The organism is Rhodococcus sp. AW25M09, from assembly GCF_000333955.1.
Taxonomy (GTDB): Bacteria; Actinomycetota; Actinomycetes; order Mycobacteriales; family Mycobacteriaceae; genus Rhodococcoides.
This window is the reverse complement of sequence record NZ_CAPS01000087.1, coordinates 1-25,186: the sequence shown is the minus strand read 5'-3', so window position 1 is coordinate 25,186 and position 25,186 is coordinate 1. Positions and strand designations below refer to the sequence as shown.

The following is a 25,186-nucleotide window of genomic DNA, read 5'->3' as shown; positions in this document are numbered from 1 at the left end:
CACGTGCGCGAATTCTGCGGCGATGTAACCGGATCCGAGAATGACGAGGTGTTCGGGGAGCTCCCGCAGACGCATCAGGTCGTTGTTGGTGTGGTAGACGACTCCCGAGTCGATGACGGACTGCGGCACCACCGGCCGGGACCCGGCCGCGATGACGATCTGGTCTGCGGTGATGACGGTGCCCGTACCGGTATCGATGGTGCGCGGGCCGACGAAGCTCGCATGCCCCTCGAACAGCGTGACGTTGGGGCTGCCTTCGGCGCGATAGCGCTTGCCGCCCGCGGAGATGGGGTCCACGCGTCCGAAGACGCGGTCGACGATGTCGGACCAGCGCACCTCGTCGATGTGAGCGTCGACACCGTACTTAGACGAGTTACGCGCTGTCAGTGCGACTTCGGCTGCGTAGACGAACATTTTGGTAGGGATGCAACCGACGTTGAGGCAGGTGCCACCGAACGTGGGATTCTCCTCGAGCAGAGCGATCCTCTTGTCGTCGAAGCGCGAATCTGCGATGGAGTTTCCCGATCCGGAGCCGATGATCGCGACGTCGAAATGCTCGGTCATGAAATGTGCCTGCTCTCGATGTGGTCCTTGCCCGACGCATGATCGGTGCTCTTGCTTCGGTGCAACCACTCGATCCACTCGTCCATTTCCTCGAAGGCCAGCGCCCGGGGTCCTTCGGTGGACAGAAACACGTCGTGGCGGGCTCCTTCGATGGGCACGATCGTGGTGCGATCACCCAGGCATCCGGCCCAACGTGCGATCTGGCGAACGTCCAGAACGGCATCCGCGGCGTCGACGGCGGAACTGTAGCGGCGGGAGAAGTGCGTCACTTTCGAGCGGAGGATCAGAGAAGGAATACCGATGTCGAGCCCTCGATGCAGTTCGGCGTGCCCACGGCGGACAGCACGAATCCACCCGAAGGTGATGGGGAAGCCGGCGAGCGGCTTCCAGTCGAGGTCGTAGTCCCACTCGCCCTTCTCCGACGCGGCGAGGGACAGGCCGTAGGTGTCGAGACCGTCGCCGGGCACCTTCGCCTTGGCTCGGAACCGGCCGATCACGTCGATCGCTGCGGTGCCGACGCTGCGGATGGCAGGCGGGCCCTGCAGGTCGAACCATGGGCTGTTGAGCACCACGCCGGCCAAGCCGAGTCCAGCCGACCCGCCCTCCTGACGGTTGAGCCGGTTGAGCCACAGTGGAAGGACGAGGCCACCGGTGGAGTGAGCCATCAGCAGCACCGGGGCATCCGCGCGCTCGGTGCGCACCAGGCGGAGAGCTTCGTTCAGCTCGGCGTCGTACATCGCCAGATCGGTCACGAAATGTGCAGTCTGGCCTTCTCTGCGTGACCGACCGCACTTGCGCAGGTCCAGAGCATAGAAGGCGTATCCCATCGCCGCGAAGTGCTCGGCGATGTGCCGCTGAAAGAAGTAGTCGGTGAATCCGTGCACGTAGATCACCGCGCGCTCGACGTTGTCGGCACCGGGCGGTTGATACCGCACGAGAGTGGCCTCGACCTGCCCTTCCCCGTCCGGATCGTGTCCGAGTGGAATGGTTGTCTGTTCGTAGCCGTCGCCGAGGACATCGGGCACCCAGGTAGTCACAGATCACAACTGTAGTGGGCGCCGCGGACGGCGTCCGAGGAGCACAATCGATACCGGGTTGACGTGGTGTCCGATGGGGTAGGCCCAGCTAGTAACGTGACCGCATCGGGTGAGTGACCCCAAACAGCAGAGTTCATCGGTCGATACCGCCTCCGACCGGGACCTCCACAGACAAGGAAGTCGATTCTCCAGTGTCCAAAGAAGAGCAGGGTAAGCGGATCAAGACCGACGTCGTTCTGGTCGGTGCCGGAATCATGAGCGCCACCCTCGGTGCGCTGCTCCGTCAGCTCGAGCCGAACTGGTCGATCGACGTCTACGAGCGCCTCGACGCTGCCGCCGCCGAGAGCAGCGACGCGTGGAACAACGCGGGTACCGGGCACTCGGCGCTGTGTGAATTGAATTACACGCCGCAGAACAAGGACGGCAGCGTCGATATCGCCAAGGCGCTCAATGTCAACGAGCAGTTCCAGGTGTCGCGGCAGTTCTGGGCGCACGGCATCGAGGAAGGCGTCCTCTCCGATGCCAAGAACTTCATCAACCCCATTCCACACGTGAGCTTCGTGCACGGAGCGGACAACGCGAAGTACCTGAAGGCCCGCTACGAGGCTCTCGTCGGCAACCCACTGTTCGCCGGCATGGAGTACATCGACTCGAAGGACGAGTTCTCGGCGCGACTGCCGTTGATGGCGAAGGGGCGCGACTTCAGCGATCCAGTGGCATTGAACTGGAGCCAGGAGGGCACCGACGTCGATTTCGGAGCACTCACCAAGCAGCTGCTCAACTACCTGTCGTCCGCAGGCGGCACCGTGCACTTCGGTCATGACGTGCGCAACATCACCAAGCAGTCCGACGGCACCTGGGACGTCAAGGTCGCCAACCAGCGGACCGGTGCCACCAAGACCGTCAACGCCAAGTTCGTGTTCGTCGGCGCGGGCGGCGGTGCTCTGCATTTGTTGCAGAAGTCCGGAATCGCAGAGATCAAGGGATTCGGCGGCTTCCCGGTCAGCGGCGAGTGGCTGCGCTGCACCAACCCTGATCTGATCGAGCAGCACTCGGCCAAGGTGTACGGCAAGGCATCGGTCGGAGCTCCGCCGATGTCGGTGCCGCACCTGGACACTCGGGTGATCAACGGCCAGCAAGGCCTGTTGTTCGGTCCGTATGCCGGCTGGTCGCCCAAATTCCTCAAGCAGGGCAAGATCACCGACCTGCCCGGCTCGGTCAAGCCCGGCAACCTGATGTCGATGCTCGGCGTCGGTGTCACCGAACTCGGACTCGTCAAATACCTGGTCAGCGAACTGGCGAAGTCGCATGCGGATCGGGTGGAAACGCTCGGTGAATTCGCACCCTCGGTGGTAGCGAAGGACTGGGAAGTCGTCACCGCCGGACAGCGCGTTCAGGTCATTCGCAAGAAGGGCCGCGGTGGTGTGCTCGAATTCGGCACTGCTGTCGTCAATGCTGCGGACGGCTCGATCGCCGGACTGCTCGGGGCCTCGCCCGGCGCTTCCACCGCCGTGCCGGCGATGTTGGACGTGCTGCAGCGGTGCTTCGGTGACAAGTACGATTCGTGGCAGCCCAAGCTCAAGGAAATGGTCCCGTCCCTGGGTGTCAAGCTCGCCCAGAACAGCTCGTTGTTCGACGAGGTCTGGAGCTGGACGTCGAAAACTCTGGAGCTCGAAAACACGCGTGAGGTCGCACAGCCCACGGGTGTGTGATAGCAAAAGGTATGAATACGCAAGCAGCAGCTCTCAAACGATCATGGGCACTAGACCTGTCCAACAGCACGTTGTACGACCTGTTGAAGCTGCGTGTCGAGGTGTTCGTGGTGGAGCAGGCATGTGCGTACCCGGAATTGGACGGGCGTGACCTGCTCACCGAAACACGGCACTTCTGGCTCGAACGAGACGGTGAAGTGGTCTGTACGCTCCGCCTGCTCGAGGAGCACGACGACGGCGAGAAGGCGTTCCGTATCGGCCGACTGTGCACTCAGCGGTCGGCCAGAGGACAGGGCCACACCACGCGCATTCTGCGGGCCGCGCTCGCCGAGGTCGGTTCGGCACCGTGCCGCATCAACGCCCAGAGCTACCTCGTCGACATGTACGGCAAGCACGGCTTCCTGCCCGACGGTGAAGAAGTGCTCGAGGACGGAATTCCGCACACCCCGATGCGTCGGGGCGGCGGAACCGCCTGGAGCGAGGCGTAGTACCCGGCAGCATTTTTCGTTGCCGTAGAAGATATACGAATGCCACACACGGTTTCTGCCGTGTGTGGCATTCGTACGTTCGGCGGTAGTGTTCGCTTCGAAGTCGGTTGCGGAGAAGTCCTGTGTGAATCAGGCGCGGTCCCGCCACTGTGTTCAGGAGATTCTTCGATCGGGAGAGTCGCCCTGTCAGCCAGATCGCCGCTCGGCTTCGCGTACTCGACCGAACGCCCGGCGCGGAACTCCGGGCACGAAGGGACATGGCTGTGCAGCAAGGTGGGAGTAATCCCGAACCGGGATATCCGTTCGGTGCGATCGTCGGTCAGGACCGACTTCGCTTGTCGTTGATTCTGTGCGCGGTGCACCCCGGGATCGGCGGTGTGCTGATCCGCGGCGAGAAGGGCACCGCGAAATCGACGGTGGTGCGTGCGCTCGCGACGTTGCTGCCCGCCGTGGAAGACGAGCATGGTTCGCGCCCGGCGAAACTCGTCGAGCTCCCGATCGGGGCCACCGAGGATCGAGTGGTGGGGTCCATCGACCTCGAGAAGGTTCTGCGTGACGGCGAACGCGCTTTCCAGCCGGGCCTGCTCGCGGCCGCGCACCGCGGAGTTCTCTACGTCGACGAAGTGAATTTGCTGCACGATCATCTGGTCGACGTGCTGCTCGACGCGGCCGCAATGGGTCGGGTGCACGTCGAACGTGACGGTGTATCGCATTCTCACCCAGCCCAATTCGTGCTCGTCGGAACGATGAACCCCGAGGAGGGCGAGCTTCGGCCGCAGCTGCTCGACCGGTTCGGGCTGGCCGTGGAGGTGACGGCCTCACGTGAGGTGGACGTCCGCATGACCGTCGTACGCCGCCGGATGGACTACGAGCGTGACCCGCACGCATTCGCCGCTGCATTCCGCGACGTCGACATCGCCGTGGCCGAGCAGATTCTGGCCGCTCGGAAGATTCTCGACGATGTGGTGTTGAGCGACAAGGAACTTCGGCGCATAGCCGCCCTATGCGCGTCCTTCGACGTCGACGGGATGCGGGCCGACCTGGTGGTCGCTCGTACTGCGTCCGCCCACGCCGCATGGCGGGGTGCGAGCGACGTGACAGAGGAAGACGTACGCGTAGCCGCTGAACTGGCGCTACCGCATCGGCGTCGGCGCGATCCGTTCGACGAGCCGGGCATCGACGACACACAGTTGGACGAGGCCATGCGTGACGCCGCCGAACAGGCCGATCAGCAACCCGAGCCCGAGCCGGACCCCGACCCGACGCCCGACGGTGACGGTGACGGTGGAGCACCCCGTCCGGACACCGCCGAGGAGGCCGAGTCTTCTCAGGGGTCATCCGAGTCGTCGCCCGGCACCGAGTCTTCCGAGCCGCGTCCCACCGGTGCGAGCAGTGACAAGCAAGCGGGAACTCCGGGTGCGCAGTTCAGGGCCCGACTGATCGAGGTTCCCGGAGTGGGGGAGGGCGCGCCGGGTAGACGATCACGGTCGCGCTCCTCGCACGGACGGTCGGTGCGGCCCACCGCCGAGCGCGGCAAAGGCTTACATCTGATCGGGACCCTGTTCGCCGCCGCCGAGCAGCAGGTCGAACGCGGCCGAACGTCCGGCAGATTGAAGCTCGCGCCGGCAGATCTGCGGGGTGCGATCAAGGAGGGACGCGAGGGCAATCTGATCGTGTTCGTCGTCGACGCCTCGGGCTCGATGGCTGCGCGCGACCGGCTTTCCGCCGTGACCGGTGCTGTGCTGTCCCTGCTCCGCGACGCGTATCAACGCCGCGACAAGGTGGCAGTCATCACCGTGCGCGGTACGAACGCCGAGACGGTGCTGCCACCCACGTCCTCGGTGGATGTGGCCGTGACTCGACTGCGCAACATGAAGACCGGAGGCAAGTCCCCACTGGCGCAGGGGTTCCTGAAAGCTCGGGAACTCGTTCTGCGAGAACGGGTTCGAGATCCACTCCGTCGAGCGCTGGTGGTTGCGTTGACCGACGGCCGGGCCACCGGTGGTACCGATCCCGTCGGCCGGGCGCGCATTGCCGCGGGCCGTGTCGCGTCGGACAAGATCGCCTCCGTCGTGGTCGACTGCGAATCGGGAATGGTCCGGCTCGGATTGGCCGCAGACTTCGCCGCGTGCCTCGGCGGCGGCTATGTGGCTCTCGCCGATCTGTCCGCGGAGCAGGTCACCGCCGTCGTTCGCGCCGCGGCGTAGGGGCGCGCGATGCCTCAGGGTGTACCCGCTCCGGGAACCGTTCCGCAGGACGGCCTCACGACGCGACAGCGCCGCAACCAACCCGTCCTCGCCGTGCACACCGGCCCGGGCAAGGGAAAGTCGACCGCCGCCTTCGGAATGGCGTTGCGGGCCTGGAACCAGGGATTCGACGTCGGTGTTTTCCAGTTCGTCAAGAGCGCCAAGTGGAAGGTCGGCGAGGAAGCGGCGTTTCGCGCACTCGGCGATCTGCACGAGAGCGCTGGTGTCGGCGGAGCGGTCGAGTGGCACAAGATGGGCGAGGGGTGGTCGTGGACTCGCAAGCAGGGCAGTGACGTCGACCATGCCGAAGCTGCGGCAGAAGGGTGGCAGGAGATCGCCCGCCGAATCGAACAGCAGTCGCATCGCTTCTACGTCTTGGACGAATTCACCTACCCGCTCAAGTGGGGCTGGGTCGATGTCGCGGAGGTGGTCGACGTCCTCACCCATCGTCCGGGTACTCAACACATCGTCATCACCGGACGTGACGCACCGCCCGAGCTGATCGAGGCGGCGGATCTGGTGACCGAGATGGCCAAGGTCAAGCACCCGATGGACGCCGGACGCAAGGGTCAGCGGGGCATCGAATGGTGAGCCCGTCGTGTCCGGCCGTGGTGATTGCCGCCCCCGCGTCGGGAAGCGGCAAGACGACGGTGGCCACCGGTCTGATGGGCGCGCTGCGTGGTGCAGGCCGAAAGGTTGCGCCGTTCAAAGTGGGACCCGATTACATCGATCCGGGCTATCACGCTCTTGCGGCCGGGCTGCCCGGCCGCAATCTCGATGCGGTGATGGTCGGTGCAGACCGGATCGGACCCCTGTTCCGGCACGGGAGTCGGGGCTGCGACATCGCAGTCGTCGAAGGCGTCATGGGATTGTTCGACGGCAAGATCGACATGACCGGTCCGGGGGAGGCGTCCGCTGAAGGATCGACCGCACGTGTCGCCGCAATGCTCGGTGCCCCCGTGATCCTCGTCGTGGATGCCCGCGGTCACAGTCAATCCCTCGCGGCCGTGCTGCACGGATTCTCGACGTTCGATTCCAGCGTCCGTATCGGCGGCGTGATTCTCAACCGGGTCGGAAGCGAGCGGCACGAGGACGTGCTGCGTCAGGCCTGTGAGCGAGTGGGTGTGCCGGTGCTCGGTGCACTGCCGAGAATGAAAGAACTGGTCGTTCCGTCGCGGCATCTGGGGCTGATCACCGCGGTCGAGCACGGGGGTGCCGCCACCGATGCGGTGGACGCAATGAGCGCACTGGTCTCGCAGTTCGTCGACATCGAGGCAGTGAGCGCTCTGGCTCGATCGTCGATCTCTGCGCCGGAGTGGAATCCGGCGGACGAGGTTCAGCGATCCGAGGGTGCACCGGTAGTCGCGGTGGCAGGCGGACCCGCGTTCACCTTCGGGTACACCGAGCACGTCGAACTGCTTCGTGCCGCTGGGGCCGACGTCGCCGTGTTCGATCCGTTACGCGACGGATTGCCTACCGGCACCGCGGCAGTCGTTCTGCCCGGCGGATTTCCCGAGGAACACGCAGCCGCACTGGCAGGGAACGAGCTGCTGCTCGCCGATATCAGGACGGCTGCAGCCCGGGGTTTGCCGATTCATGCCGAATGCGCTGGATTGCTCTACCTGGCACGACGATTGGACGGTCACACCATGGCCGGCGTCGTCGATGTCGACGCGGAGTTCGGGAGCACGCTGACCCTCGGCTATCGCGATGCCGTTGCCCTCGAATCGTCGACGCTGTTCGACGCGGGAGCCCGCGTCACCGGCCACGAATTCCATCGAACCGCGCTCGTCGACGTTCGCGAAACCGCCTCGGCAGCCTGGGGATGGCACCGACAGCGACCGGACGGCAGAACTGCAGCACGCGAAGGCTTCGTACACGGCGGAGTCCACGCGTCCTACCTGCACACCCATGCTGCGGGCAATCCACAGTCCATCACTCGGTTCGTCTCGGCCGCAGCCGACTACTCGCGCGTGTAGAGCCCGTCGACGATGCGGGTGGTAGTCGGGATCGGTGCCCGGATGGGAGTGGACGCCGCCGACGTAATGCGCGTCATCTCGACTGTGCTGCAGCAGAACTGGCAGGTCGAGGCCATCGCCTCGATCGATCGCAAGGCGGAGCTGGTGGCGGCGGTGGCGGCGAGCATGGGGGTCAGGGGACTGACGTACTCGGCCGAGCAACTCTCGGCTGTGCCGACTGCGACCAATTCGCAGCGGGTTCAGGACGCTGTGGGAAGTGCCAGCGTCGCCGTGGCGTCGGTGCTTCTGGCGGGTGCGGCCGGTCAGCTGCTGGTGCCGAGAACAGTCGACGGCAGGGTGGTCGTTGCGGTGGCCGAGGCGGCGGCGAATCTGAGTCGATGACTGGCGAACGTGGGTCGGCCAGGGCACTGTAGGTCCAATGAGCTCCGACAGCCCCGTTCTGCTCGGCCCGATCGTTCGATACGTCGGCACCGAGACGGCGACCCTGTGGTTCGAGATGGCCGAATCCTCGACCGTCTCGATCGTCACCGACGTCGGTGTCCGCGCGGAAGAACGAACGTGGGGTCTGTACGGCCATCACTACGCGCTGGTCGCAATGGAAGGGCTGCCGGCGAACTCGACGGTGAACTACGAGGTGTTCGTCGACGAGCGCATGGTGTGGCCGCGTCAGGGTCGGAGAGCGGCCATCCACACCGTCGACGCCCTCGGGCCCGTCACGTTGGCATTCGGCTCCTGCCGTCGGGGCGACAACTACAGTGACGAGTCCTTGAAGCAGATCGGGGCCGACGCGCTGGCCGGCCTCGGGAACGCGCTGATCGAACAGGATCCGAGCCGGTGGCCGCAGGCACTGCTGCTTCTCGGTGATCAGGTCTACGCCGACGACCCGTCACCGGAGATCGTCGAACGGCTGCAGGCACGGCGACAGTCCGGGCAGGGGCCGGCCAGCACGGTCGGGTCCGATGCCGAGGACGAGATCTGCGACTTCGAGGAGTACTCCTGGCTGTACCGAGAGTCGTGGGGGCTCGAGCCGGTCAGAACACTGTTGGCGAGCATCCCGTCGTGCATGATTCTCGACGACCATGATCTGCGCGACGACTGGAACTCCTCCGCGTCGTGGCGGCGGGACATCGAGACTCGGTCGTGGTGGAACGACCGAGTGATCGGCGCGTACTCGTCGTACTGGGTGTATCAGCACCTGGGCAATCTGTCGCCGAACGAACTGTCGCAGGACGAGATGTACGCCGCGGTACGGTCTGCCGCCAGTGACGAGGATCGAGAGAAGTTGTTGGCAGACTTCGCCTTACGCGTCGACCGCAAGCCCAGTACGGGTCGCTGGAGCTTCTACCGGGATTTCGGCGATACGAGGCTGATCATGATCGATTCACGTTGCTCGCGAAACTTGGATCCGAACAACCGAGAGATGGTCGACGAAAAAGAGTGGAAGTGGGTACGGGAGCGAGCACTCGAGACCGCTCCGCGGCACCTGCTGTTCGGTTCGTCGTTGCCTTACCTCATGCTGCCCGCCCTGCACTACCTCGAACAGTGGAACGAGGCTGTGGCGCAGGGTAGTTGGGGCTCCCTCACGGCCAAGGTGGCCGAGAAGATGCGGATCGGTCTCGACCTCGAGCACTGGGCCGCCTTCACTAATTCGTTCCACGACATGGCGGCGTTGACGCGCGAGCTCTCTCGCGGTGAAGACAAGCCCGCATCCATCATGTGGCTCTCGGGAGATGTGCACTGCTCCTACGTGGCGAACGCGAATTTCGGTGTCGGTGGGCGCGATGTCCCGGCCACCTACCAGCTGACCATGTCGCCGTTCCGTAATCCGCTCGATCTGCCGATTCGAGCGGTCAACAAACTGGCTGTCAAGCGTCCGGCCGCCCGGGTCCTGTCTCGGCTCGCGCGGGCCGCGCACGTGGGCCCGTCCGGAGTCGAATGGAAGGCCGAGGCGGGGCCATGGTTCGACAACGGCGTCATGTTGCTGACCCTGCACGGTGACTCGGCGCGGTTGCGGGTGCACCATGCTCACGTCGACAACGCGGGAACGCAGGTGCTCACCGAGACGGCGACGCTCGCTCTCGCGTAGGCAGTGAACGATTGGCCATCCCGAGGCCGATGAGGTTGGCTGGTTCGCTGTGGCCCACCTCGAACTCAACGACATCGTCTACTTCCTGCCCGACGGACGGCAGCTGCTCAACGGCGTCGGATTTCGGGTGGGCGACGGTGCCAAGACCGCGTTGATCGGACCCAACGGAACCGGGAAGACCACATTGACCCGGATCATCGCCGGGGACGAGACCCCCGACGAGGGCTCGGTGTCGAGTTCTGGCTCGCTCGGAGTGATGCGGCAGTTCGTCGGGCAGCTGCGCGACGATTCGACCGTTCGTGATCTGTTGCTCTCCGTCGCGTCCCCGGCCGTCCGATCGGCGGCCGCCGCGCTCGACGGTGCCGAGAACACGATGATCGAGGTCGACGACGAGAAGACCCAGATGAAGTACGCCCAGGCTTTGTCGGACTGGGGTGATGTCGGCGGTTACGACCTCGAGCCGTTCTGGGACAAGGTCACCATGGCTGCGCTGGGGATGCCGTTCGACCGGGCCAAGTGGCGCGCCGCATCCACGCTCAGCGGCGGTGAGCAGAAACGTCTGGTGCTCGAGGCCCTCTTCGCGGGGACCGACAACCTGCTGCTTCTGGACGAGCCCGACAACTACCTCGACGTGCCGGGAAAGCGCTGGCTCGAGGCGACCATTCGAGCATCGGACAAGTCCGTTCTGTTCATCAGCCACGATCGCGAATTGATCGCCAACGCTGCGAACCGAATCGTGACGCTGGAACCAGGCGTCAGCGGTGCCACCTCGTGGGTGCACGGCGGCGGATTCGCGACGTATCACGCCGCACGTGAGGACCGGAATGCTCGTCTCGACGAGCTGCGTCGGCGGTGGGACGAGGAACTGGTCAAACTCCGGGCACTGGTGCTGCGACTGCGCGAGAAGGCGAAATTCAACGACGGAGTGGCCGCGCGTTACCACGCATCCCAGACCCGCTTGGCCAAGTTCGAGGAGGCCGGACCGCCCGAAGCCATACCGCTGAAACAGCACGTCACCGTTCGGCTGCGCGGCGGGCGGACGGCCAAGCGTGCGCTGGTGTGCACGGGTCTGGAACTGACCGGCCTGATGAAGCCCTTCGACACCGAGATCTGGTACGGAGACCGAGTGGCAGTGCTGGGCTCCAACGGTTCCGGCAAGTCGCACTTCCTGAGGTTGCTCGCCAACGGCGGTACCGATCCGGAGAAGGAACACGAGCCGGTGCAGGAATTGGCCCTCGACCCCGTTCCGCACACCGGCACGGCGGTCCTCGGTGCCCGGGTCCGGCCGGGACTGTTTGCGCAGACGCACACTCGCCCCGATCTGGCGGGCAATACGTTGCTCGACATCTTGCACATGGGCAACGAACACCGCGACGGGATGGGGCGCGAGGCCGCGGGGCGGGCACTGGACCGCTACGGTCTGGCCCGTGCGGCCGAACAGTCCTACGACAACCTCTCAGGCGGCCAGCAGGCCCGCGTGCAGATTCTGCTGCTCGAACTCTCCGGTGCCACCCTGCTGCTGCTCGACGAGCCGACCGACAACCTCGACCTCATGTCCGCCGACGCACTCGAGGATGCGATCGCGGCATTCGAGGGCACCGTCATTGCGGTGACCCACGACCGCTGGTTCGCTCGCAGCTTCGACCGGTTCCTGGTTTTCGGCAGCACCGGTCAGGCCTACGAATCCGGCGAGCCCGTATGGGACGAGAAGCGGGTCCAGCGCGCGCGGTAGCGTTTCCTCTCGTGAACGCGACTGATTCTCCCTATTTGGTCGGCCTGAACCTGGACGGTCGACGCGTCGTCGTGATCGGGGGCGGCACCGTCGCGCAGCGTAGATTGCCGCTGCTCATCTCCTCCGGTGCCGTCGTGCACGTCATCACGCGCCAGGCCACGCCGGCCGTGGAGGCAATGGCGACTGCAGGCCAGGTGACTCTCGAGCTGCGCGACTATCGCGACGGCGACCTCGCGGAGGCCTGGTACGCCATCGCCTGCACCGACGAGGCCGAGACCAACATCGCGATCGTCGCCGAAGCTACGGCGTCCAAGATCTTCTGCGTCCGCGCCGACATCGCCAAGGACGGAACGGCGGTCACTCCGGCCTCGGCCGAGTGGGACGGGCTGACCATCGGTGTGCTTGCGGGCGGCGAGCACCGGCGGTCCGCCGCCGTGCGCAATGCCGTGATCGAGGCTCTGCAGTCCGGTGTCGTCGCCGACTCGGCGCATGCACCGTTGACCGGTGTCGCGCTGGTCGGCGGAGGGCCGGGAGATCCGGATCTCATCACCGTCCGGGGACGCAGACTGCTGGCCTCCGCCGACGTCGTGGTGGCCGATCGCCTCGCTCCGCCCGAGCTGCTCGCCGAGTTGGGGCCGCACGTCGAGGTCATCGACGCATCGAAGATTCCCTACGGTCGCGCGATGGCGCAGGAAGCGATCAATCAGGCACTGATCGACGGTGCGAAGGCGGGTAAGTTCGTCGTGCGGCTCAAGGGCGGCGATCCCTATGTGTTCGGTCGGGGATACGAGGAGCTCGAAGCGCTGGCCGCCGAAGGCATACCGGTGACCGTGGTGCCCGGCATCACCAGTGCTATTTCGGTGCCCTCGTCCGCCGGAATTCCGGTGACGCATCGCGGCGTCACCCACGAGTTCGTGGTGGTCAGCGGACATCTGGCACCCGACCACCCCGATTCACTCGTCGATTGGGACGCGCTGGCCAAGCTCAAGGGCACCATCGTGTTGCTCATGGCCGTCGAGCGCATCGGTAAGTTCGCCGACGTACTCGTCGCGGGCGGCCGTCCGTCCGATACCCCGGTCACCGTCGTGCAGGAGGGCACCATGCGGACCCAGCGTGAAATTCGGGCGGATCTGAGCACCGTCGCCGATGCCGTTCGTGAAGCCGGGATCAGGCCTCCGGCAATCGTCGTTATCGGGACTGTTGCCGGTTTCTCTGTGAGCGCCGGTAACGTGAACGCTCGTGCCTGATATACCGATGTCCGCGACCTCCACCACCGAGATCAAATACCCGGTGACCACCCGGGCGTTCGGTATGGCAATCATCGTCCTGAGCGGTTTGCAATTGATGGTGGTGCTCGACGGAACCGTCGCCAACCTGGCGCTCGCGCCGCTGCAGGCCGATCTCGGTCTGTCCGACGCCGGTCGCAACTGGGTGTTGACCTCGTATGCGCTCGCTTTCGGTGGTCTGATGCTTCTCGGCGGCAGGCTCGGAGACGCATTCGGGCGTAAGAAGATGTTCCTTGCGGGCGTGGTGCTGTTCACCATCGCATCTCTTCTTTGCGGACTTGCTGTCAACGAAGCCACTCTGGTGGCCGCGCGCGCGTTGCAGGGCGTCGGAGCCGCGGTGGCGTCGCCCACGGCCTTCGCGCTGGTGGCGACCACCTTCGCTCCCGGGCCGGTCCGTAACCAGGCCATAGCGATCTATGCGGCTATGACCGGTGTCGGCTCTATCGCCGGGCTGATCATCGGCGGGGCACTCACCGAGGTGTCCTGGCGCTGGATCTTCCTGATCAACGTGCCGATCGGCGTGGTCATCGTGGTGCTCGCGGTCGTGTCGCTGCAGGAGACGGTCGGCGAAAAGTTGGCGCTGGACGTGCCGGGCGCGATTCTGGCGACGCTCGGCTGCACCGGTGTGGTGCTGGCGCTGAGCGAAGGCACCGAACTGGGCTGGACCAACCCGATCGTCATCGTCTCGCTGATCGCAGGGTTGCTCTTCCTCGGACTGTTCCTGTTGGTCGAGCGTCGTGCCGACAATCCGCTACTGCCGTTCTCGCTGTTCCGCAACCGGGATCGGGTCGCGACCTTCGTGGCCATCTTCTTCGCCGGCGGAGTGATGTTCTGCCTCGCTGCGTACGTGGCCCTGTTCGTTCAGGACATCCTGGGGTACAGCCCGCTGCATGCCGGCCTGGCGTTCGTGCCGTTCGCCTTCGGCCTCGGCGCCGCAGCATTCCTCGCCTCGCAACTGGTGACTCGAATCGCCCCGCGCTGGTTGATCCTCAGTGGTGCGGTCATCATGGTCGGCTGGCTGATGGTGTCGGTCACGACGATGAACGCGGATTCGGCGTACTTCCCCGGGCTGTTCTTCCCGGTCATCGGCATCGGTTTCGGAGTCGGCATGACGGTCGTGCCGCTCCCGCTGTGCGCCATCGCCGGAGTGAGCCCCACCGAGATCGGCCCACTGACTGCGATCTCTCTGGTGGCGCAAACACTCGGTGGTCCGCTTGCGCTGGCCGTGATCGGGGCTCTGGTCACCTCACGAACCCTCTCCCTGGGCGGAACTTCGGGACCGGCGACCCTGATGAACGACAGTCAACTCGATGCGCTGAGCTCGGGATACATGTTCGCTCTGTTCTGCTGCGCCGTCTGCGCCGTGATCGCGGGATTCGCCGCCCTGTTCATCCGGTTCACCCCGCAGCAGGTGGCCCAGGCTCAGGCAGCTCAGGAAGACGCGCAGAAGGGCTGAGTTCTCTACCTTCGCCTTTGCCCACGAAATATTCAGCTGCCCAGCTGTACGGGTAGGCAGCTGAATATTTTGTGGGCATACGGGTGTGGTACTCCCGTCCCACTATTGATCCACAGGGCCCGAGTTGTCCACAATCGCCGTCCTGCTCGGTTTCCGGACTCGATTTCGGCTCAGGATCGGTGCATGCATCCCGATCGACACGGTCTGATTACCCGCACGGCAGCTATGGGCGCCGGTTACACCAACACCGAGCTGCAACGGCTCTGCGCCAGAGGCGAGTTGATCCGAATCGTTCCTGGGATGTATGCGCAGCGGGAGCTGTGTTCGACGCTCGATCCGCAGGGAATGCACCGGCTGACCGCGATCGCAGCCACGGCAACCAATGCCGAGGCCGCAGTAGTCAGCCACGTGTCTGCCGCCGTTCTGCACGGGCTCGACCTGTGGAACACCGATCTGCACCGTGTGCACCTGACGATCCCCGGTGGAAAAGGGCGTACGACATCGCGACTGCACGTGCACTCGGCCTCGCTCCCGGCACCTTTCGTCACCGTGGAACAGGGAATTTCGGTGACGGCCCTCGATCGAACGGTGGTCGACTGCGCGCGCCTGCTCGACCTCGACCATGCGGTGGTGATCGGTGATTCGGCACTGCGATCGAAGAAGGTGTCGATGGATCGGCTCCGAGCAGCATTGGAGGTGTCGGCGCGCATGAACGGAATCGGTGCTGCCCGTCGAGCGGTCGCAGCCATGAGCGGGCTGAGCGAGAGTCCAGGAGAGTCCCTGAGCCGGCTGAGAATGAAGCAGTACGGCTTCCCGGACCCGGTGCTGCAGCAGGTGCTGCGGGTGGGCACCGAGTTTCTCGCGAGGGTGGACTTCTATTGGAAACGGTGGCGGCTGGTCGGTGAATTCGACGGAATGGGCAAGTATTCGACCGGTCAGACGTTGGCGCAGGAAAAGTTGCGCGAGGATGAATTACGGGACCGAGGGCTGGAAGTCTTCCGCTGGACGTGGAAAGACCTCTGGCAGTTCGGAAAAGTTCGCGAACGATTCGACCGTGCCTGCGCCCGGGCCGAGCGCCGCCGATGAGTGGGCAAAGCTCAGCGAGAGAGATCGGCCTGATCCGCTGCGGCATGACCCGAATCCCAACCCTCGGCGTCCAGACGGGGCCCGCGCATCGGTTTGGCCGTCGGGAACAGTCGATCGAATTCGGCTTCGACGGCGACGGTTTGCGCCGCCAATATCGGCAACAGGTCATCGGATTCGCGCTGGACTTCCTCGAGGGTATGCGCTTCGGCGTCGGACAGTCGGTCTCCGACGCGGACGGCGTACGCGTACAGAAATGCTTTGCCGAAGGCAGCCGAGCCGGCCTTCTTGCGCTTCTTCGCTTCCGGGGAATGGCCGAGTGCCCGTGTCGCCTGCACCAACAGCGAGGTGAAGAGTAATTCGGTTTGCTGCACGTCAACCGGGGAACCGACCAAGGTTGCCACGGCGAACTCGGGGTCCCAGATCGCCTTGACACGGTTGGCGGTTCCGACGACGTGCAGCAGCTGAGCCTTGGCGGGCGCATGTGGGCCGTCGACGTGTACGCGTCGTCCGTCGATGTCGATGTTGCCCTGAGAGAGCAGCATGGTGTCGATGGAATAGCGCGTCATCAGCTCCTGTGCCTTGGCCGTCAGCGTCTCGGCTTCCTCCTCGAAATCCGTGGCATCGGCCTTGGCCAACAAGCCTCGGATCTTGCTCAGCATCTTGGTGTTCGGCGCGTCGGCACCGGGCACACCCACCACTGTCGGGCGTGCGCGCGGCCACTGGGACGGCTTCGCGCCCAGCTGGGGCCAGCGGGGGAGTGTCTGCCATTGACCGAGCAGAGTCAGCACATCGAGCCACTGATCGCTGGCCGCAATGTAATCGGACTTGCCGGACGCCGCGAGGTACGCCGTCAGAAAATCGGGCGTGGCTTCGACCCGCGCTGAGATCCTCGGAAATTGTTCGCAGATCGACGACAGCTGGTCCACCCAGCCCTGGGGAGCCCGTGAGTCCGCGTCGGTGAGATCGGCCTGATGCAACAGGACCGCAGCGGCCAGATTGGACACCGCAACCGTGTGCTGACGGCGCACCACGTGTACCAGATCCATCGGCTGCCAACCATTTTCGTACAGGGTCTCGATCATGTTCGTCAGCGCCCGCGTACCGAGTTCGGTCGCGTCCATCGACACCAGACGATCGGCCACGTCATCGGCGACGCGGTGGCTCTTGGCTTTTCCGACGCACGCGTCGGCACCCTTGCGGAGCAAACCGGGGATGTCGTTCATTCGGTGAGCACGATCAATTCGGTGTTCGAGGCCACTTCGACTCGCAAACCTGCCTTCGATGCCACGCCCGCAACGGCTTTGACATCCTTCGGCTCGGCGGTCGTCAGCGTCAGTGCGCGGGCCAACAGTCCTTTGTGATGCTTGTTGAAGTGGCTCACCACCGATCGGCTGCCGTCCGGCTTCTCGGTGAGCACCGTTGCGGTGATCGCGCCCGGGATCGGACCCAGCTGCTGGTAAGTGCCCGAGCGGAGGTCGACGACAACTCCCTCGGCCTCGGCGAGGACGGCATCGGACAGCTCTGGCTTCCAGTGCGATCGCAGTGTCCCGAAATCAGGAATCGACGATCCTCCGGACAGTCGATAGGACGGGATCGGATCGGATGCGCGAACGGCACCGAACAGAGCCGAGCCGATCCACAATCTCGCATCCGCTCGGGCGCGACCTGCCCGGGTGAACGAGGGCGCATCGAGCGCGTCGTAGAGCACGCCGGTGTACCGCCGCAACGCAGGCGTGGTGGGCGAGCTCCATAATCGGGCGTTGCGTTCGATCTCATCGGTCTGGGTGGGGCCGAGTCCGAGTGCGGCGGTCGATGCATCGATGTCGGCAGAGAGCTCCACCAGTGCGTCGGCAAGTTTTCGGCGAAGCGGAAGGAGCGACGGCAACGACAGTCGGTTCAGATCGAGGGGTGCTCCGGAACCGCCGTCGGACTTCGTCTCGGAGGGAGGCAGCAGAATCAGCACGGTAGTCAAGGCTACTCACTTCGCAGCCGCCTGCTCACCGGCACTGCGCGAGCGACTAGTCTGACAACCCGTGATCACCCGCCTTTCGCAGCTGTTCCTCCGCACCCTTCGCGACGACCCGGCCGACGCCGAGGTAGACAGCCACAAGCTGTTGGTTCGCGCCGGTTACGTTCGACGTATCGCGCCGGGTGTCTACTCCTGGCTACCGCTGGGTCTGCGGGTCCTGCGGCAGGTCGAACGCGTCGTGCGCGAGGAGATGAATGCCATCGGTGCGCAGGAGATTGCCCTGCCCGCGCTGTTGCCGCGCGAGCCCTACGAAACCACCAATCGGTGGACCGAATACGGCGATGCCCTGTTCCGGTTGCAGGACCGCAAGGGCAACGACATGCTGCTGGGGCCCACCCACGAGGAGCTGTTCGCGCTGACGGTCAAGGCCGAGTACAACTCCTACAAGGATTTGCCGGTCACGCTCTATCAGATCCAGACCAAATACCGCGACGAAGAGCGGCCCCGCGCCGGAATTCTGCGCGGACGCGAATTCGTCATGAAGGACTCGTACTCCTTCGACATGGACGAGGACGGACTGAAGAAGTCCTACGCCGCTCACCGCGAGGCTTATCAGCGGATCTTCGCCAGGCTCGGCGTCAAGTACGTCATCGTCGCCGCGACCTCCGGTGCCATGGGCGGCAGTGCATCCGAGGAGTTCCTGGCCGAAAGCGACATCGGCGAAGACACGTACGTCCGGTGCATCGAGTCGGGCTACGCAGCCAACGTCGAGGCCGTGACCACGACGGCACCCGCGCCGCTACCCATCGAGGGACAGCCCGCGGCCGTCGACCACGAGACGGGCGACACCCCGACCATCGCGACACTGGTCGAATGGGCCAACGGGGCGGATCTCGGACGTACCGTCACCGGAGCCGACACACTCAAGAACATTCTGCTCAAGGTGCGAAACGGCGAAGGGGAGTGGGAGTTGCTCGCCGTAGGTTTGCCCGGCGACCGTGAGGTGGACGAGAAGCGGCTCGAAGCCGCCCTCGAGCCCGCCGAGTTCGTCTTGCTGACCGACGCAGACTTCGCGGCCAATCCGTTCTTGGTGAAGGGCTACATCGGGCCACGCGCACTGCAGGCCAACGGAGTTCGCTATCTCGTGGACCCGAGGGTCGTCGACGGGACTTCGTGGATCACCGGCGCCGATGTGAAGGGCAAGCATGTGGTGAACCTCGTCGCCGGTCGCGATTTCGTTCCCGACGGCACCATCGAGGCAGCCGAGGTGCGCGATGGCGACATGTCTCCCGACGGTCGTGGGCCCCTCGTCAGCGCCCGCGGAATCGAGATCGGGCACATTTTCCAGCTCGGGTACAAGTACACCGATGCGTTCTCGGTCGACGTCCTCGGTGAGGCAGGCAAACCGGTTCGTCTGACGCAGGGATCCTACGGAGTGGGTGTGTCGCGTCTGGTCGCCGTGATCGCCGAGCAGATGCACGACGACAAGGGCCTGCGTTGGCCGTCCGCGGTTGCGCCCGCCGATGTGCATCTGGTGATCGCGAACAAGGACGAGGCCGCACGCGCAGGTGCCGAATCCATTGCGACACAACTCGATGCGCAGGGTATCGAGGTGTTGTTCGACGATCGCAAAGCGTCACCGGGAGTGAAATTCAAGGACTCGGAACTGATCGGCGTTCCGCTGGTGGTCGTTCTCGGCCGCGGCTGGGCCGACGGCAAGGTCGAGATCCGTGATCGCTTCTCCGGGGAGAGCCGTGAACTGGACATCGACACTGCAGTCGAAGAGATCGTGAAGGCCGTGCGGCACACCCCGTAGGACAGTCTCGCGATCTTTCTGCGCGGTCGTTTACCCGCTGGTAGCTTCGGGTCAACGACTAGGAGAGGTCACACCGTGGGTCAGTATGCGCTGTTCGATCCGGCCACCTTCGATCCGACCGAGCTCGACGAGGACTCTCGTCGACAGCTGCGCGCGCTGATCGAGTGGTTCGAGAGTCGCGGTAAAGACAGGCTGCTGGCAGACGATCTGGACAGCGTCTGGCCCACCGACTTTCTCGAATTCGTCGCCGAGCAGAAGCTGTTCGCAACGTTCTCCACACCTGCTGCATACGCGGACGGGTTGCCGAACACGCGATGGGATGCCGCTCGCAACGCCGCGCTCAGCGAGATTCTCGGATTCTACGGTTTGGCGTACTGGTACACGTGGCAGGTCACGGTTCTCGGTCTCGGACCGATCTGGATGAGTGCCAACGACGAGGCCAAGCGCCGCGCCGCATCGGAACTCGACCGTGGCGGTGTCATGGCCTTCGGATTGTCCGAGCGCGCACACGGTGCCGACGTGTATTCCACCGACATGCTGCTGACGCCCGCCTCGGGCGACTCTGCCGACGACGATTCCGACGGCCTCGAGTTCACGGCATCGGGGGAGAAGTACTACATCGGGAACGGCAACGTGGCAGGCATGGTCTCGGTGTTCGGCCGGCGCACCGATGTGGAGGGCTCGGATTCGTACGTCTTCTTCGTGGCCGACAGTGCGCATCCTGCGTACCGGTTACGCGAGAGCGTCGTGCACGGTCAGATGTACGTCAGCACGTTCTCGCTGGAGAACTACCCCGTGCGGCAGCAGGACATCCTGCACACGGGTGCCGATGCCTTCTCCGCTGCACTGAACACGGTCAACGTCGGCAAGTTCAATCTCTGCACCGGCTCGGTCGGTATCTGCGAGCATGCGTTCTACGAGGCGATCACGCACGCGAACAACAGAATTCTGTACGGCAACCGCGTCACCGATTTCCCGCACGTGCGCAGCGCATTCGTCGACGGCTACTCGCGCCTGATCGCCATGAAGCTGTTCAGCGCGCGAGCACTGGACTACTTCCGCGCAGCCGGACCCGAGGACCGTCGTTACCTGCTGTTCAATCCGATGACCAAGGCCAAGGTCACCTCGGAGGGCGAAACCGTCGTTCGTCTGCTGCACGACGTCATCGCAGCCAAGGGTTACGAGAAGCACACCTACTTCCGTGAGGCCGCCCAGCTGATCGGAACGCTTCCGAAACTCGAGGGCACGGTCCACGTCAACGTCGCCCTGATGCTCAAATTCATGCCGGCATACATGTTCTCGCCCACCGACTACCCCGACGTCGGCACCAGCACCGAGCCGGTCGACGATAGCTTCTTCTTTGCGCAAGGCCCGGCTCGCGGTGCGAGCTCGGTGCGGTTCCACGATTGGAAGCCGCTGTACGAGAAGAACTCCGGCATTCCCAACGTCGGACGGTTCTACGAGCAGGCGCAGGCGTTCACGTCGTTCCTCGCAGAGTGCGCGCCCGACGAGTCGCAACAGAAGGACCTCGACTTCCTGCTCGTCGTGGGTCATCTGTTCTCGCTCGTCGTCTACGGTCACCTGCTGCTCGAGCAGGCCGACGCGATATCTACCGAGATGATGGACCAGATCTTCGATTTCCAGATCAGGGACTTCTCCGGTTACGCGGTGGCTCTGTACGGAAAACCGTCTTCGACTGCGGCGCAGCAGCAGTGGGCTCTGAATGCGATTCGCAAGCCGGTGGTGGACGCGGGCCGTTTCGAGAAGGTCTGGAACGAGGTCGTCTCGTACGACGGTCGGTACGAGATGCAACCCTAGTCGGGGTCGGCCGGAACGAGCTTCGGTCCGAACGCGCACATCGTCATTTCGTGGAGTCCGGCGCTGTCGTCGGGATACTCCGGTGTCGCGATCGGCCTCGTGGCCGCACCGTTCATGCCGGGTCTTGTCGCCAGGGCGGAGACGATCACGGTTGACCGGGAAATGCCGTCGACGACGGGCTGACTCCCAGAATCTGCTGCCACGTCGCGAGCCGAACTGCGGCGTCGGTCAGTGCCTGCACTCCCATGTCGCGGGTGGCACCGGACTGGCTGCGTTCGATCAGCGAACGCCACGCAACGCTGGTGTCGACCTCGGCCTGGGCAGCCAACTGCGCAGCCGAGACGGCATCGGTCACCGGGAACGGTGACGCGTATGCCGGCTCAGGTACGGGCGCGGCGACACTCGCCGCTCGGAGTGCGTCGATAGTTGCATCGCGGCGCGCGCGGTGCGCTGCAGTGTTTGTCGCCACCAGTTCGGTGCGTGTCGAGTTGGAGAAAGCCGCAACGATGCCGTAGGCGAACACCGCCGCATACTCGGCATGGAGAGCGTCGACCAGGCCCTGCTGTTCCGGACCGAGATCGCTCATGCCAGAACCACCAGGGCCGACACCGTGCACGAAGCGCTGATCGAACCGAGCAGCCCCGCCCGGTAACCGCTCTCGTTTCGAGCCGCATTCGCTGCACTGCGAGCAGAGGCGGTCAGCGCTTCTCGCACCGCGGCGATATCGGGCGGAGGAGGAGCAGGCGCGGCGCTCGTGGTGGTCCCTACCGAGGAAGTCTCGGTCGATGAGGCGTCGGTGGCTCCGGTGGCGCGGGCGATCTCGGTGTCGAGTGCATCGGCGTGCTCGGTCCGCTGCGCCGCAACGACCTCGAGTGCGGTTGCGTAATCGGGAATCACGGTCGCCGCAGCTGCGGCGTCTGCGGCATCGCTGCGAGCAGCGCTCGACTGCGCGGTCAGAGAGTCGAGCGCAGGCCCCGAGAGCTCATCGTGGCCGCAGGCCACCACTGTGGAGGCGGTGGCTGCGCAGAGGGCTGCGGCACCGGCCAGTCGGAACAACCCGCGGCGACTGAGCGCGAAGGGGACGGTCGGCGTGGGCACCCCGACATCGTGCCAGACCGCCGCGCCCGAGACGTGTCGTGCCCGCGTGTCGTACCGGCCGTGAGTGGTCACGAGCATCGTCTGCGGGGCGGTAGTCTGTAGCTTCGGCAAATGCAGCCCGGCTTCCGTTCGCCGGACCGCACACAACTACACACGAGGAGTTCGCGACATGCCTGTTCCGTCGAAGGAGAGGGTTGTCGAACTGCTCGTCGACCTCGTTCGAGAGCGGGGTTACGACCTCGAAGACGTGAACGTCGCCGCCGCAGGAAAACACAGTGCGGTGCGGATCATGGTCGATCGCGAGGAGGGCATCGATCTCGACGCGCTCCCCGAACTGAGCCGTGAGATCTCGGATGCGTTCGATGCCGTCAGCGATTTCGGGGAAGCGCCGTACACCCTAGAGGTGACCACACCCGGAATCGACCGCCCGCTGACCGAGGCACGGCATTGGCGTCGGGCCCGGGGGCGCAAGGTGCGCATCGAACTCGCCGACGACAAATTCGAGGGTCGAGTAGGGGTGCTCGACGGCGAATCGGTCACCGTGGTGCTCAAGACCAAGGGTGTGCTGTCGACGCGGTCTGTTGCGCTGGCAGATGTCGTGAAAGCTGTTGTGCAGGTGGAATTCTCGCGGCCCACCGCCGAGGAGATGGACCTGGCGGGAGGGGTGGTCGGCAGTCGACCCTCGCCCGCGAACACCGATGAGATCGTGGATGTGGAAGCACCGGAAGAAGGGTCGAACAAGTGAATATCGACATCGCGGCATTGCGTGCCATCGAAGCGGACAAGGGTGTTCCGATCGAGATGGTGATCTCGACGATCCAGACCGCACTGTTGACGGCCTACCGACACACCGAGGGCCACCAGTCGAACGCGTGGATCGACGTCGATCGCAAGACCGGCTCCGTTAGGGTCATGGCCAAGGAACTCGACGCCGACGGCAACCTGATCTCCGAGTGGGACGACACTCCGGAGGGATTCGGACGCATCGCGGCCACGACGGCGCGCCAGGTCATTCTGCAGCGCCTTCGCGATGCCGAGCACGAGCGTTCGTTCGGCGAATATTCCACTCACGAGGGTGAGATCGTCAACGGTGTCATTCAGCGCGACACTCGTGCCAATGCCAAGGGCACCGTCATCGTGCGCATCGGCAGCGACGCCAACGGTGCCGACGGTCTCTTGCCTCCCGCCGAGCAGGTGCCGGGTGAAAGTTACGAGCACGGAGAGCGCATCAAGTGCTACGTCGTCGGAGTCGCGCGGGGAAACAGGGGTCCGCAGATCACACTCTCACGCACTCATCCGAATCTGGTGCGAAAGCTGTTCGCGCTCGAGGTGCCCGAGATCGCCGACGGTTCGGTCGACATCGTGGCGGTGGCACGTGAGTCGGGGCACCGGTCGAAGATCGCTGTTGCCTCCACGGTGTCGGGTCTCAACGCCAAGGGTGCCTGCATCGGACCGATGGGGCAGCGAGTGCGCAACGTGATGAGCGAACTGGCGGGCGAGAAGATCGACATCATCGATTTCGACGAGGATCCCGCCACGTTCGTCGGGAATGCACTGTCGCCATCGAAGGTTGTCTCGGTGACGGTCGTGGACGCGGTGGCTCGAGCGGCCCGTGTGGTCGTTCCGGAGTACCAGCTTTCTCTTGCGATCGGCAAGGAAGGGCAGAACGCCCGACTGGCCGCTCGATTGACCGGTTGGCGCATCGATATCCGCAGCGATGCGGCGGCACCCGAGACGACCAGCGCATAGGGCCGGAATGCGGAGTTCGGGGCAATACAGCGGTAGAGTGGTCTTCGGTTCGGTAACGACCTCGCTACCCAGAGGCATGAACACGAGTATCCGGTTGTGACAAGTCGGCCAATTCGTACATGTGTCGGGTGTCGGGAGCGAGTGCCGGCCACCGATCTGTTGAGGATCGTGGTTCGAGAAGCTGGTTCGCACGAATTCGCTCTCGTCCCCGACATCCGGCATTCGATGTCCGGCCGTGGTGCGTGGTTGCACTACAGCCGAGAATGCCTGCACAATGCGGAGCGACGCCGAGTTTTCGGTCGTGCGTTTCGGATATCGGGAAATGTGGAATCTTCCGCAGTGACAGCCGTGCTCGTCGAGCACGAACAGTTGCGGACCGAGGACACGACAAGAGCAACACCCGTCGACAAGAACAGGCAACAGCACTGATGAGCACACCGTGAAGCACCAACGATGAACGTCCATCGGAGATAACCCGAGGTCGTGCGGGCACCAAGCCTCGCTCGGCCTCTCAGTGAGGAGAGCAGTGGCAGGCAAGGCCCGCGTGCACGAGTTGGCAAAAGAACTCGGTGTCACCAGTAAGGAACTACTCGCACGGCTCAAAGAGCAGGGCGAGTTCGTCAAGTCCGCATCATCCACAGTCGAGGCCCCCGTGGCCCGTAGAGTGCGCGAATCTTTTCCGTCCGAGAACACGGCGGACACACCAGCGCCCAACGGTCGTGCCGCGGCCGATCGCGCTGCAGGCAGCACCGCTAAGCCGGGCGCAGCAAAACCGGGCGGACCCCGTCCCGGCCCCAAGCCGGCAGCCCGCCCGGCCGAGCCGGAAGCACCGGCAGCTCAGGCACCGGCTCCGGCTGCACCCGCGGCTCCGGCTACACCCACGGCTCCGGCTGCACCCGCGGCTCCGGCCGCACCGACACCCGCTGCTGCGGCTCCGGCTGCACCCGCCACTCCGGCACCGGCTACCCCCGCTGCTCAGCCTGCTGCTCCGGTAGAGCAGGCACCGGCCGCGACCAGCGACGCTGCACCGGCAGCTCCCAAGCCTGCAGGCCCCGGCCCCAAGC

General features: G+C 64.8%; 23 protein-coding genes. 17 read left to right on the top strand and 6 right to left on the bottom strand.

Annotation, left to right across the window (positions count from 1 at the left end; translation table 11 throughout):
* Positions 1-564, bottom strand: a 564-nt coding sequence (locus RHODMAR_RS17885; RefSeq protein WP_008717166.1) for an FAD-dependent oxidoreductase, incomplete at its 3' end; no start/stop codon positions are given.
* Positions 561-1,601: an alpha/beta hydrolase gene (locus RHODMAR_RS17880; protein WP_008717159.1), complete on the bottom strand. Its 1,041-nt coding sequence runs from the start codon at positions 1,599-1,601 to the stop codon at positions 561-563. The genes RHODMAR_RS17880 and RHODMAR_RS17885, both read right to left, overlap by 4 nt.
* Positions 1,602-1,792: 191 nt before the next feature.
* Between RHODMAR_RS17880 and mqo the strand changes: the two genes are divergently transcribed.
* The 11 genes from mqo (at position 1,793) to RHODMAR_RS17825 (ending at position 15,672) form a co-directional block, all read left to right on the top strand.
* Entirely contained in the window at positions 1,793-3,313 is a 1,521-nt protein-coding gene (mqo, locus tag RHODMAR_RS17875) for a malate dehydrogenase (quinone) (RefSeq protein WP_008717157.1), read from the top strand.
* An 11-nt stretch (positions 3,314-3,324) separates the two neighbouring features.
* Positions 3,325-3,801, top strand: coding sequence for a GNAT family N-acetyltransferase (locus RHODMAR_RS17870; RefSeq protein ID WP_008717154.1), 477 nt, complete (start codon positions 3,325-3,327; stop codon positions 3,799-3,801).
* 257 nt (positions 3,802-4,058) lie between these two features.
* Positions 4,059-6,008 carry a magnesium chelatase subunit D family protein gene (locus RHODMAR_RS17865; RefSeq protein WP_008717152.1) on the top strand — a complete coding sequence of 650 codons (1,950 nt, stop codon included), beginning with the start codon at positions 4,059-4,061 and terminating at the stop codon, positions 6,006-6,008.
* 9 nt (positions 6,009-6,017) lie between these two features.
* Positions 6,018-6,638: a cob(I)yrinic acid a,c-diamide adenosyltransferase gene (gene cobO, locus RHODMAR_RS17860; RefSeq protein ID WP_008717151.1), complete on the top strand. Its 621-nt coding sequence runs from the start codon at positions 6,018-6,020 to the stop codon at positions 6,636-6,638.
* Positions 6,632-8,026: a cobyrinate a,c-diamide synthase gene (locus RHODMAR_RS17855; RefSeq protein WP_008717148.1), complete on the top strand. Its 1,395-nt coding sequence runs from the start codon at positions 6,632-6,634 to the stop codon at positions 8,024-8,026. Before cobO ends, RHODMAR_RS17855 begins: the two co-directional genes overlap by 7 nt.
* Before the next feature lie 12 nt (positions 8,027-8,038).
* Complete coding sequence (locus tag RHODMAR_RS17850; RefSeq protein WP_008717146.1) at positions 8,039-8,407, top strand: cobalamin biosynthesis protein; 369 nt, start codon at positions 8,039-8,041, stop codon at positions 8,405-8,407.
* A gap of 37 nt (positions 8,408-8,444) precedes the next feature.
* Entirely contained in the window at positions 8,445-10,112 is a 1,668-nt protein-coding gene (locus tag RHODMAR_RS17845; protein ID WP_008717143.1) for a DUF7800 domain-containing protein, read from the top strand.
* Positions 10,113-10,161: 49 nt separating this feature from the next.
* Positions 10,162-11,844: an ATP-binding cassette domain-containing protein gene (locus RHODMAR_RS17840; RefSeq protein ID WP_008717141.1), complete on the top strand. Its 1,683-nt coding sequence runs from the start codon at positions 10,162-10,164 to the stop codon at positions 11,842-11,844.
* An 11-nt stretch (positions 11,845-11,855) separates the two neighbouring features.
* Positions 11,856-13,091: a uroporphyrinogen-III C-methyltransferase gene (gene cobA, locus RHODMAR_RS17835; protein WP_008717139.1), complete on the top strand. Its 1,236-nt coding sequence runs from the start codon at positions 11,856-11,858 to the stop codon at positions 13,089-13,091.
* A gap of 7 nt (positions 13,092-13,098) precedes the next feature.
* Complete coding sequence (locus RHODMAR_RS17830; protein ID WP_008717138.1) at positions 13,099-14,586, top strand: MFS transporter; 1,488 nt, start codon at positions 13,099-13,101, stop codon at positions 14,584-14,586.
* Positions 14,587-14,769: 183 nt separating this feature from the next.
* Positions 14,770-15,672, top strand: a complete 903-nt coding sequence (locus RHODMAR_RS17825; RefSeq protein ID WP_008717134.1) for a type IV toxin-antitoxin system AbiEi family antitoxin domain-containing protein — start codon at positions 14,770-14,772, stop codon at positions 15,670-15,672.
* 11 nt (positions 15,673-15,683) lie between these two features.
* Here the strand turns inward: RHODMAR_RS17825 and RHODMAR_RS17820 are convergent, their stop codons facing one another.
* Positions 15,684-16,895 carry a DUF2786 domain-containing protein gene (locus RHODMAR_RS17820; protein ID WP_008717133.1) on the bottom strand — a complete coding sequence of 404 codons (1,212 nt, stop codon included), beginning with the start codon at positions 16,893-16,895 and terminating at the stop codon, positions 15,684-15,686.
* Positions 16,892-17,635, bottom strand: a complete 744-nt coding sequence (gene yaaA / locus RHODMAR_RS17815; RefSeq protein WP_008717132.1) for a peroxide stress protein YaaA — start codon at positions 17,633-17,635, stop codon at positions 16,892-16,894. Before yaaA ends, RHODMAR_RS17820 begins: the two co-directional genes overlap by 4 nt.
* A 70-nt stretch (positions 17,636-17,705) precedes the next feature.
* Between yaaA and RHODMAR_RS17810 the strand changes: the two genes are divergently transcribed.
* Together RHODMAR_RS17810 and RHODMAR_RS17805 are read left to right on the top strand one after the other, a co-directional pair.
* Positions 17,706-19,457, top strand: a complete 1,752-nt coding sequence (locus RHODMAR_RS17810; protein WP_008717131.1) for a proline--tRNA ligase — start codon at positions 17,706-17,708, stop codon at positions 19,455-19,457.
* Between the two features lie 75 nt (positions 19,458-19,532).
* On the top strand, positions 19,533-21,275 hold the full coding sequence (locus RHODMAR_RS17805; RefSeq protein WP_008717130.1) for an acyl-CoA dehydrogenase family protein: 1,743 nt from the start codon (positions 19,533-19,535) through the stop codon (positions 21,273-21,275).
* A gap of 145 nt (positions 21,276-21,420) precedes the next feature.
* Here the strand turns inward: RHODMAR_RS17805 and RHODMAR_RS17800 are convergent, their stop codons facing one another.
* The gene (locus tag RHODMAR_RS17800) at positions 21,421-21,861 is read right to left on the bottom strand and encodes a ferritin-like domain-containing protein (protein WP_008717129.1); all 441 of its coding nucleotides are present in this window, start codon (positions 21,859-21,861) and stop codon (positions 21,421-21,423) included.
* A complete protein-coding gene (locus RHODMAR_RS17795; RefSeq protein ID WP_008717127.1) occupies positions 21,858-22,445 on the bottom strand; it encodes a hypothetical protein in 588 nt (195 codons plus the stop codon). The genes RHODMAR_RS17800 and RHODMAR_RS17795 overlap by 4 nt, the downstream gene beginning before the upstream one ends.
* A gap of 97 nt (positions 22,446-22,542) precedes the next feature.
* On the opposite strand from RHODMAR_RS17795, the gene rimP reads away from it, so the two are divergent.
* From rimP to RHODMAR_RS27050, 4 genes are all read left to right on the top strand, one after another.
* Positions 22,543-23,118, top strand: a complete 576-nt coding sequence (gene rimP / locus RHODMAR_RS17790) for a ribosome maturation factor RimP (RefSeq protein ID WP_008717126.1) — start codon at positions 22,543-22,545, stop codon at positions 23,116-23,118.
* On the top strand, positions 23,115-24,122 hold the full coding sequence (nusA, locus tag RHODMAR_RS17785) for a transcription termination factor NusA (RefSeq protein ID WP_008717123.1): 1,008 nt from the start codon (positions 23,115-23,117) through the stop codon (positions 24,120-24,122). The genes rimP and nusA overlap by 4 nt, the downstream gene beginning before the upstream one ends.
* A 96-nt stretch (positions 24,123-24,218) precedes the next feature.
* A complete protein-coding gene (locus RHODMAR_RS17780) occupies positions 24,219-24,551 on the top strand; it encodes a YlxR family protein (protein WP_008717121.1) in 333 nt (110 codons plus the stop codon).
* A gap of 97 nt (positions 24,552-24,648) precedes the next feature.
* Positions 24,649-25,186, top strand: a 538-nt coding sequence (locus RHODMAR_RS27050) for a translation initiation factor IF-2 N-terminal domain-containing protein (RefSeq protein WP_198289472.1), incomplete at its 3' end; no start/stop codon positions are given.

Coding starts and splice junctions, on each gene's coding strand:
- RHODMAR_RS17870 (WP_008717154.1), top strand. CDS start 3,325: ATGAATACGCAAGCAGCAGCTCTCAAACGATCATGGGCACTAGACCTG.
- RHODMAR_RS17865 (WP_008717152.1), top strand. CDS start 4,059: ATGGCTGTGCAGCAAGGTGGGAGTAATCCCGAACCGGGATATCCGTTC.
- cobO (WP_008717151.1), top strand. CDS start 6,018: ATGCCTCAGGGTGTACCCGCTCCGGGAACCGTTCCGCAGGACGGCCTC.
- RHODMAR_RS17855 (WP_008717148.1), top strand. CDS start 6,632: ATGGTGAGCCCGTCGTGTCCGGCCGTGGTGATTGCCGCCCCCGCGTCG.
- RHODMAR_RS17850 (WP_008717146.1), top strand. CDS start 8,039: ATGCGGGTGGTAGTCGGGATCGGTGCCCGGATGGGAGTGGACGCCGCC.
- RHODMAR_RS17845 (WP_008717143.1), top strand. CDS start 8,445: ATGAGCTCCGACAGCCCCGTTCTGCTCGGCCCGATCGTTCGATACGTC.
- RHODMAR_RS17830 (WP_008717138.1), top strand. CDS start 13,099: ATGTCCGCGACCTCCACCACCGAGATCAAATACCCGGTGACCACCCGG.
- RHODMAR_RS17825 (WP_008717134.1), top strand. CDS start 14,770: ATGCATCCCGATCGACACGGTCTGATTACCCGCACGGCAGCTATGGGC.
- RHODMAR_RS17820 (WP_008717133.1), bottom strand. CDS start 16,895: ATGAACGACATCCCCGGTTTGCTCCGCAAGGGTGCCGACGCGTGCGTC.
- RHODMAR_RS17800 (WP_008717129.1), bottom strand. CDS start 21,861: ATGAGCGATCTCGGTCCGGAACAGCAGGGCCTGGTCGACGCTCTCCAT.
- rimP (WP_008717126.1), top strand. CDS start 22,543: ATGCCTGTTCCGTCGAAGGAGAGGGTTGTCGAACTGCTCGTCGACCTC.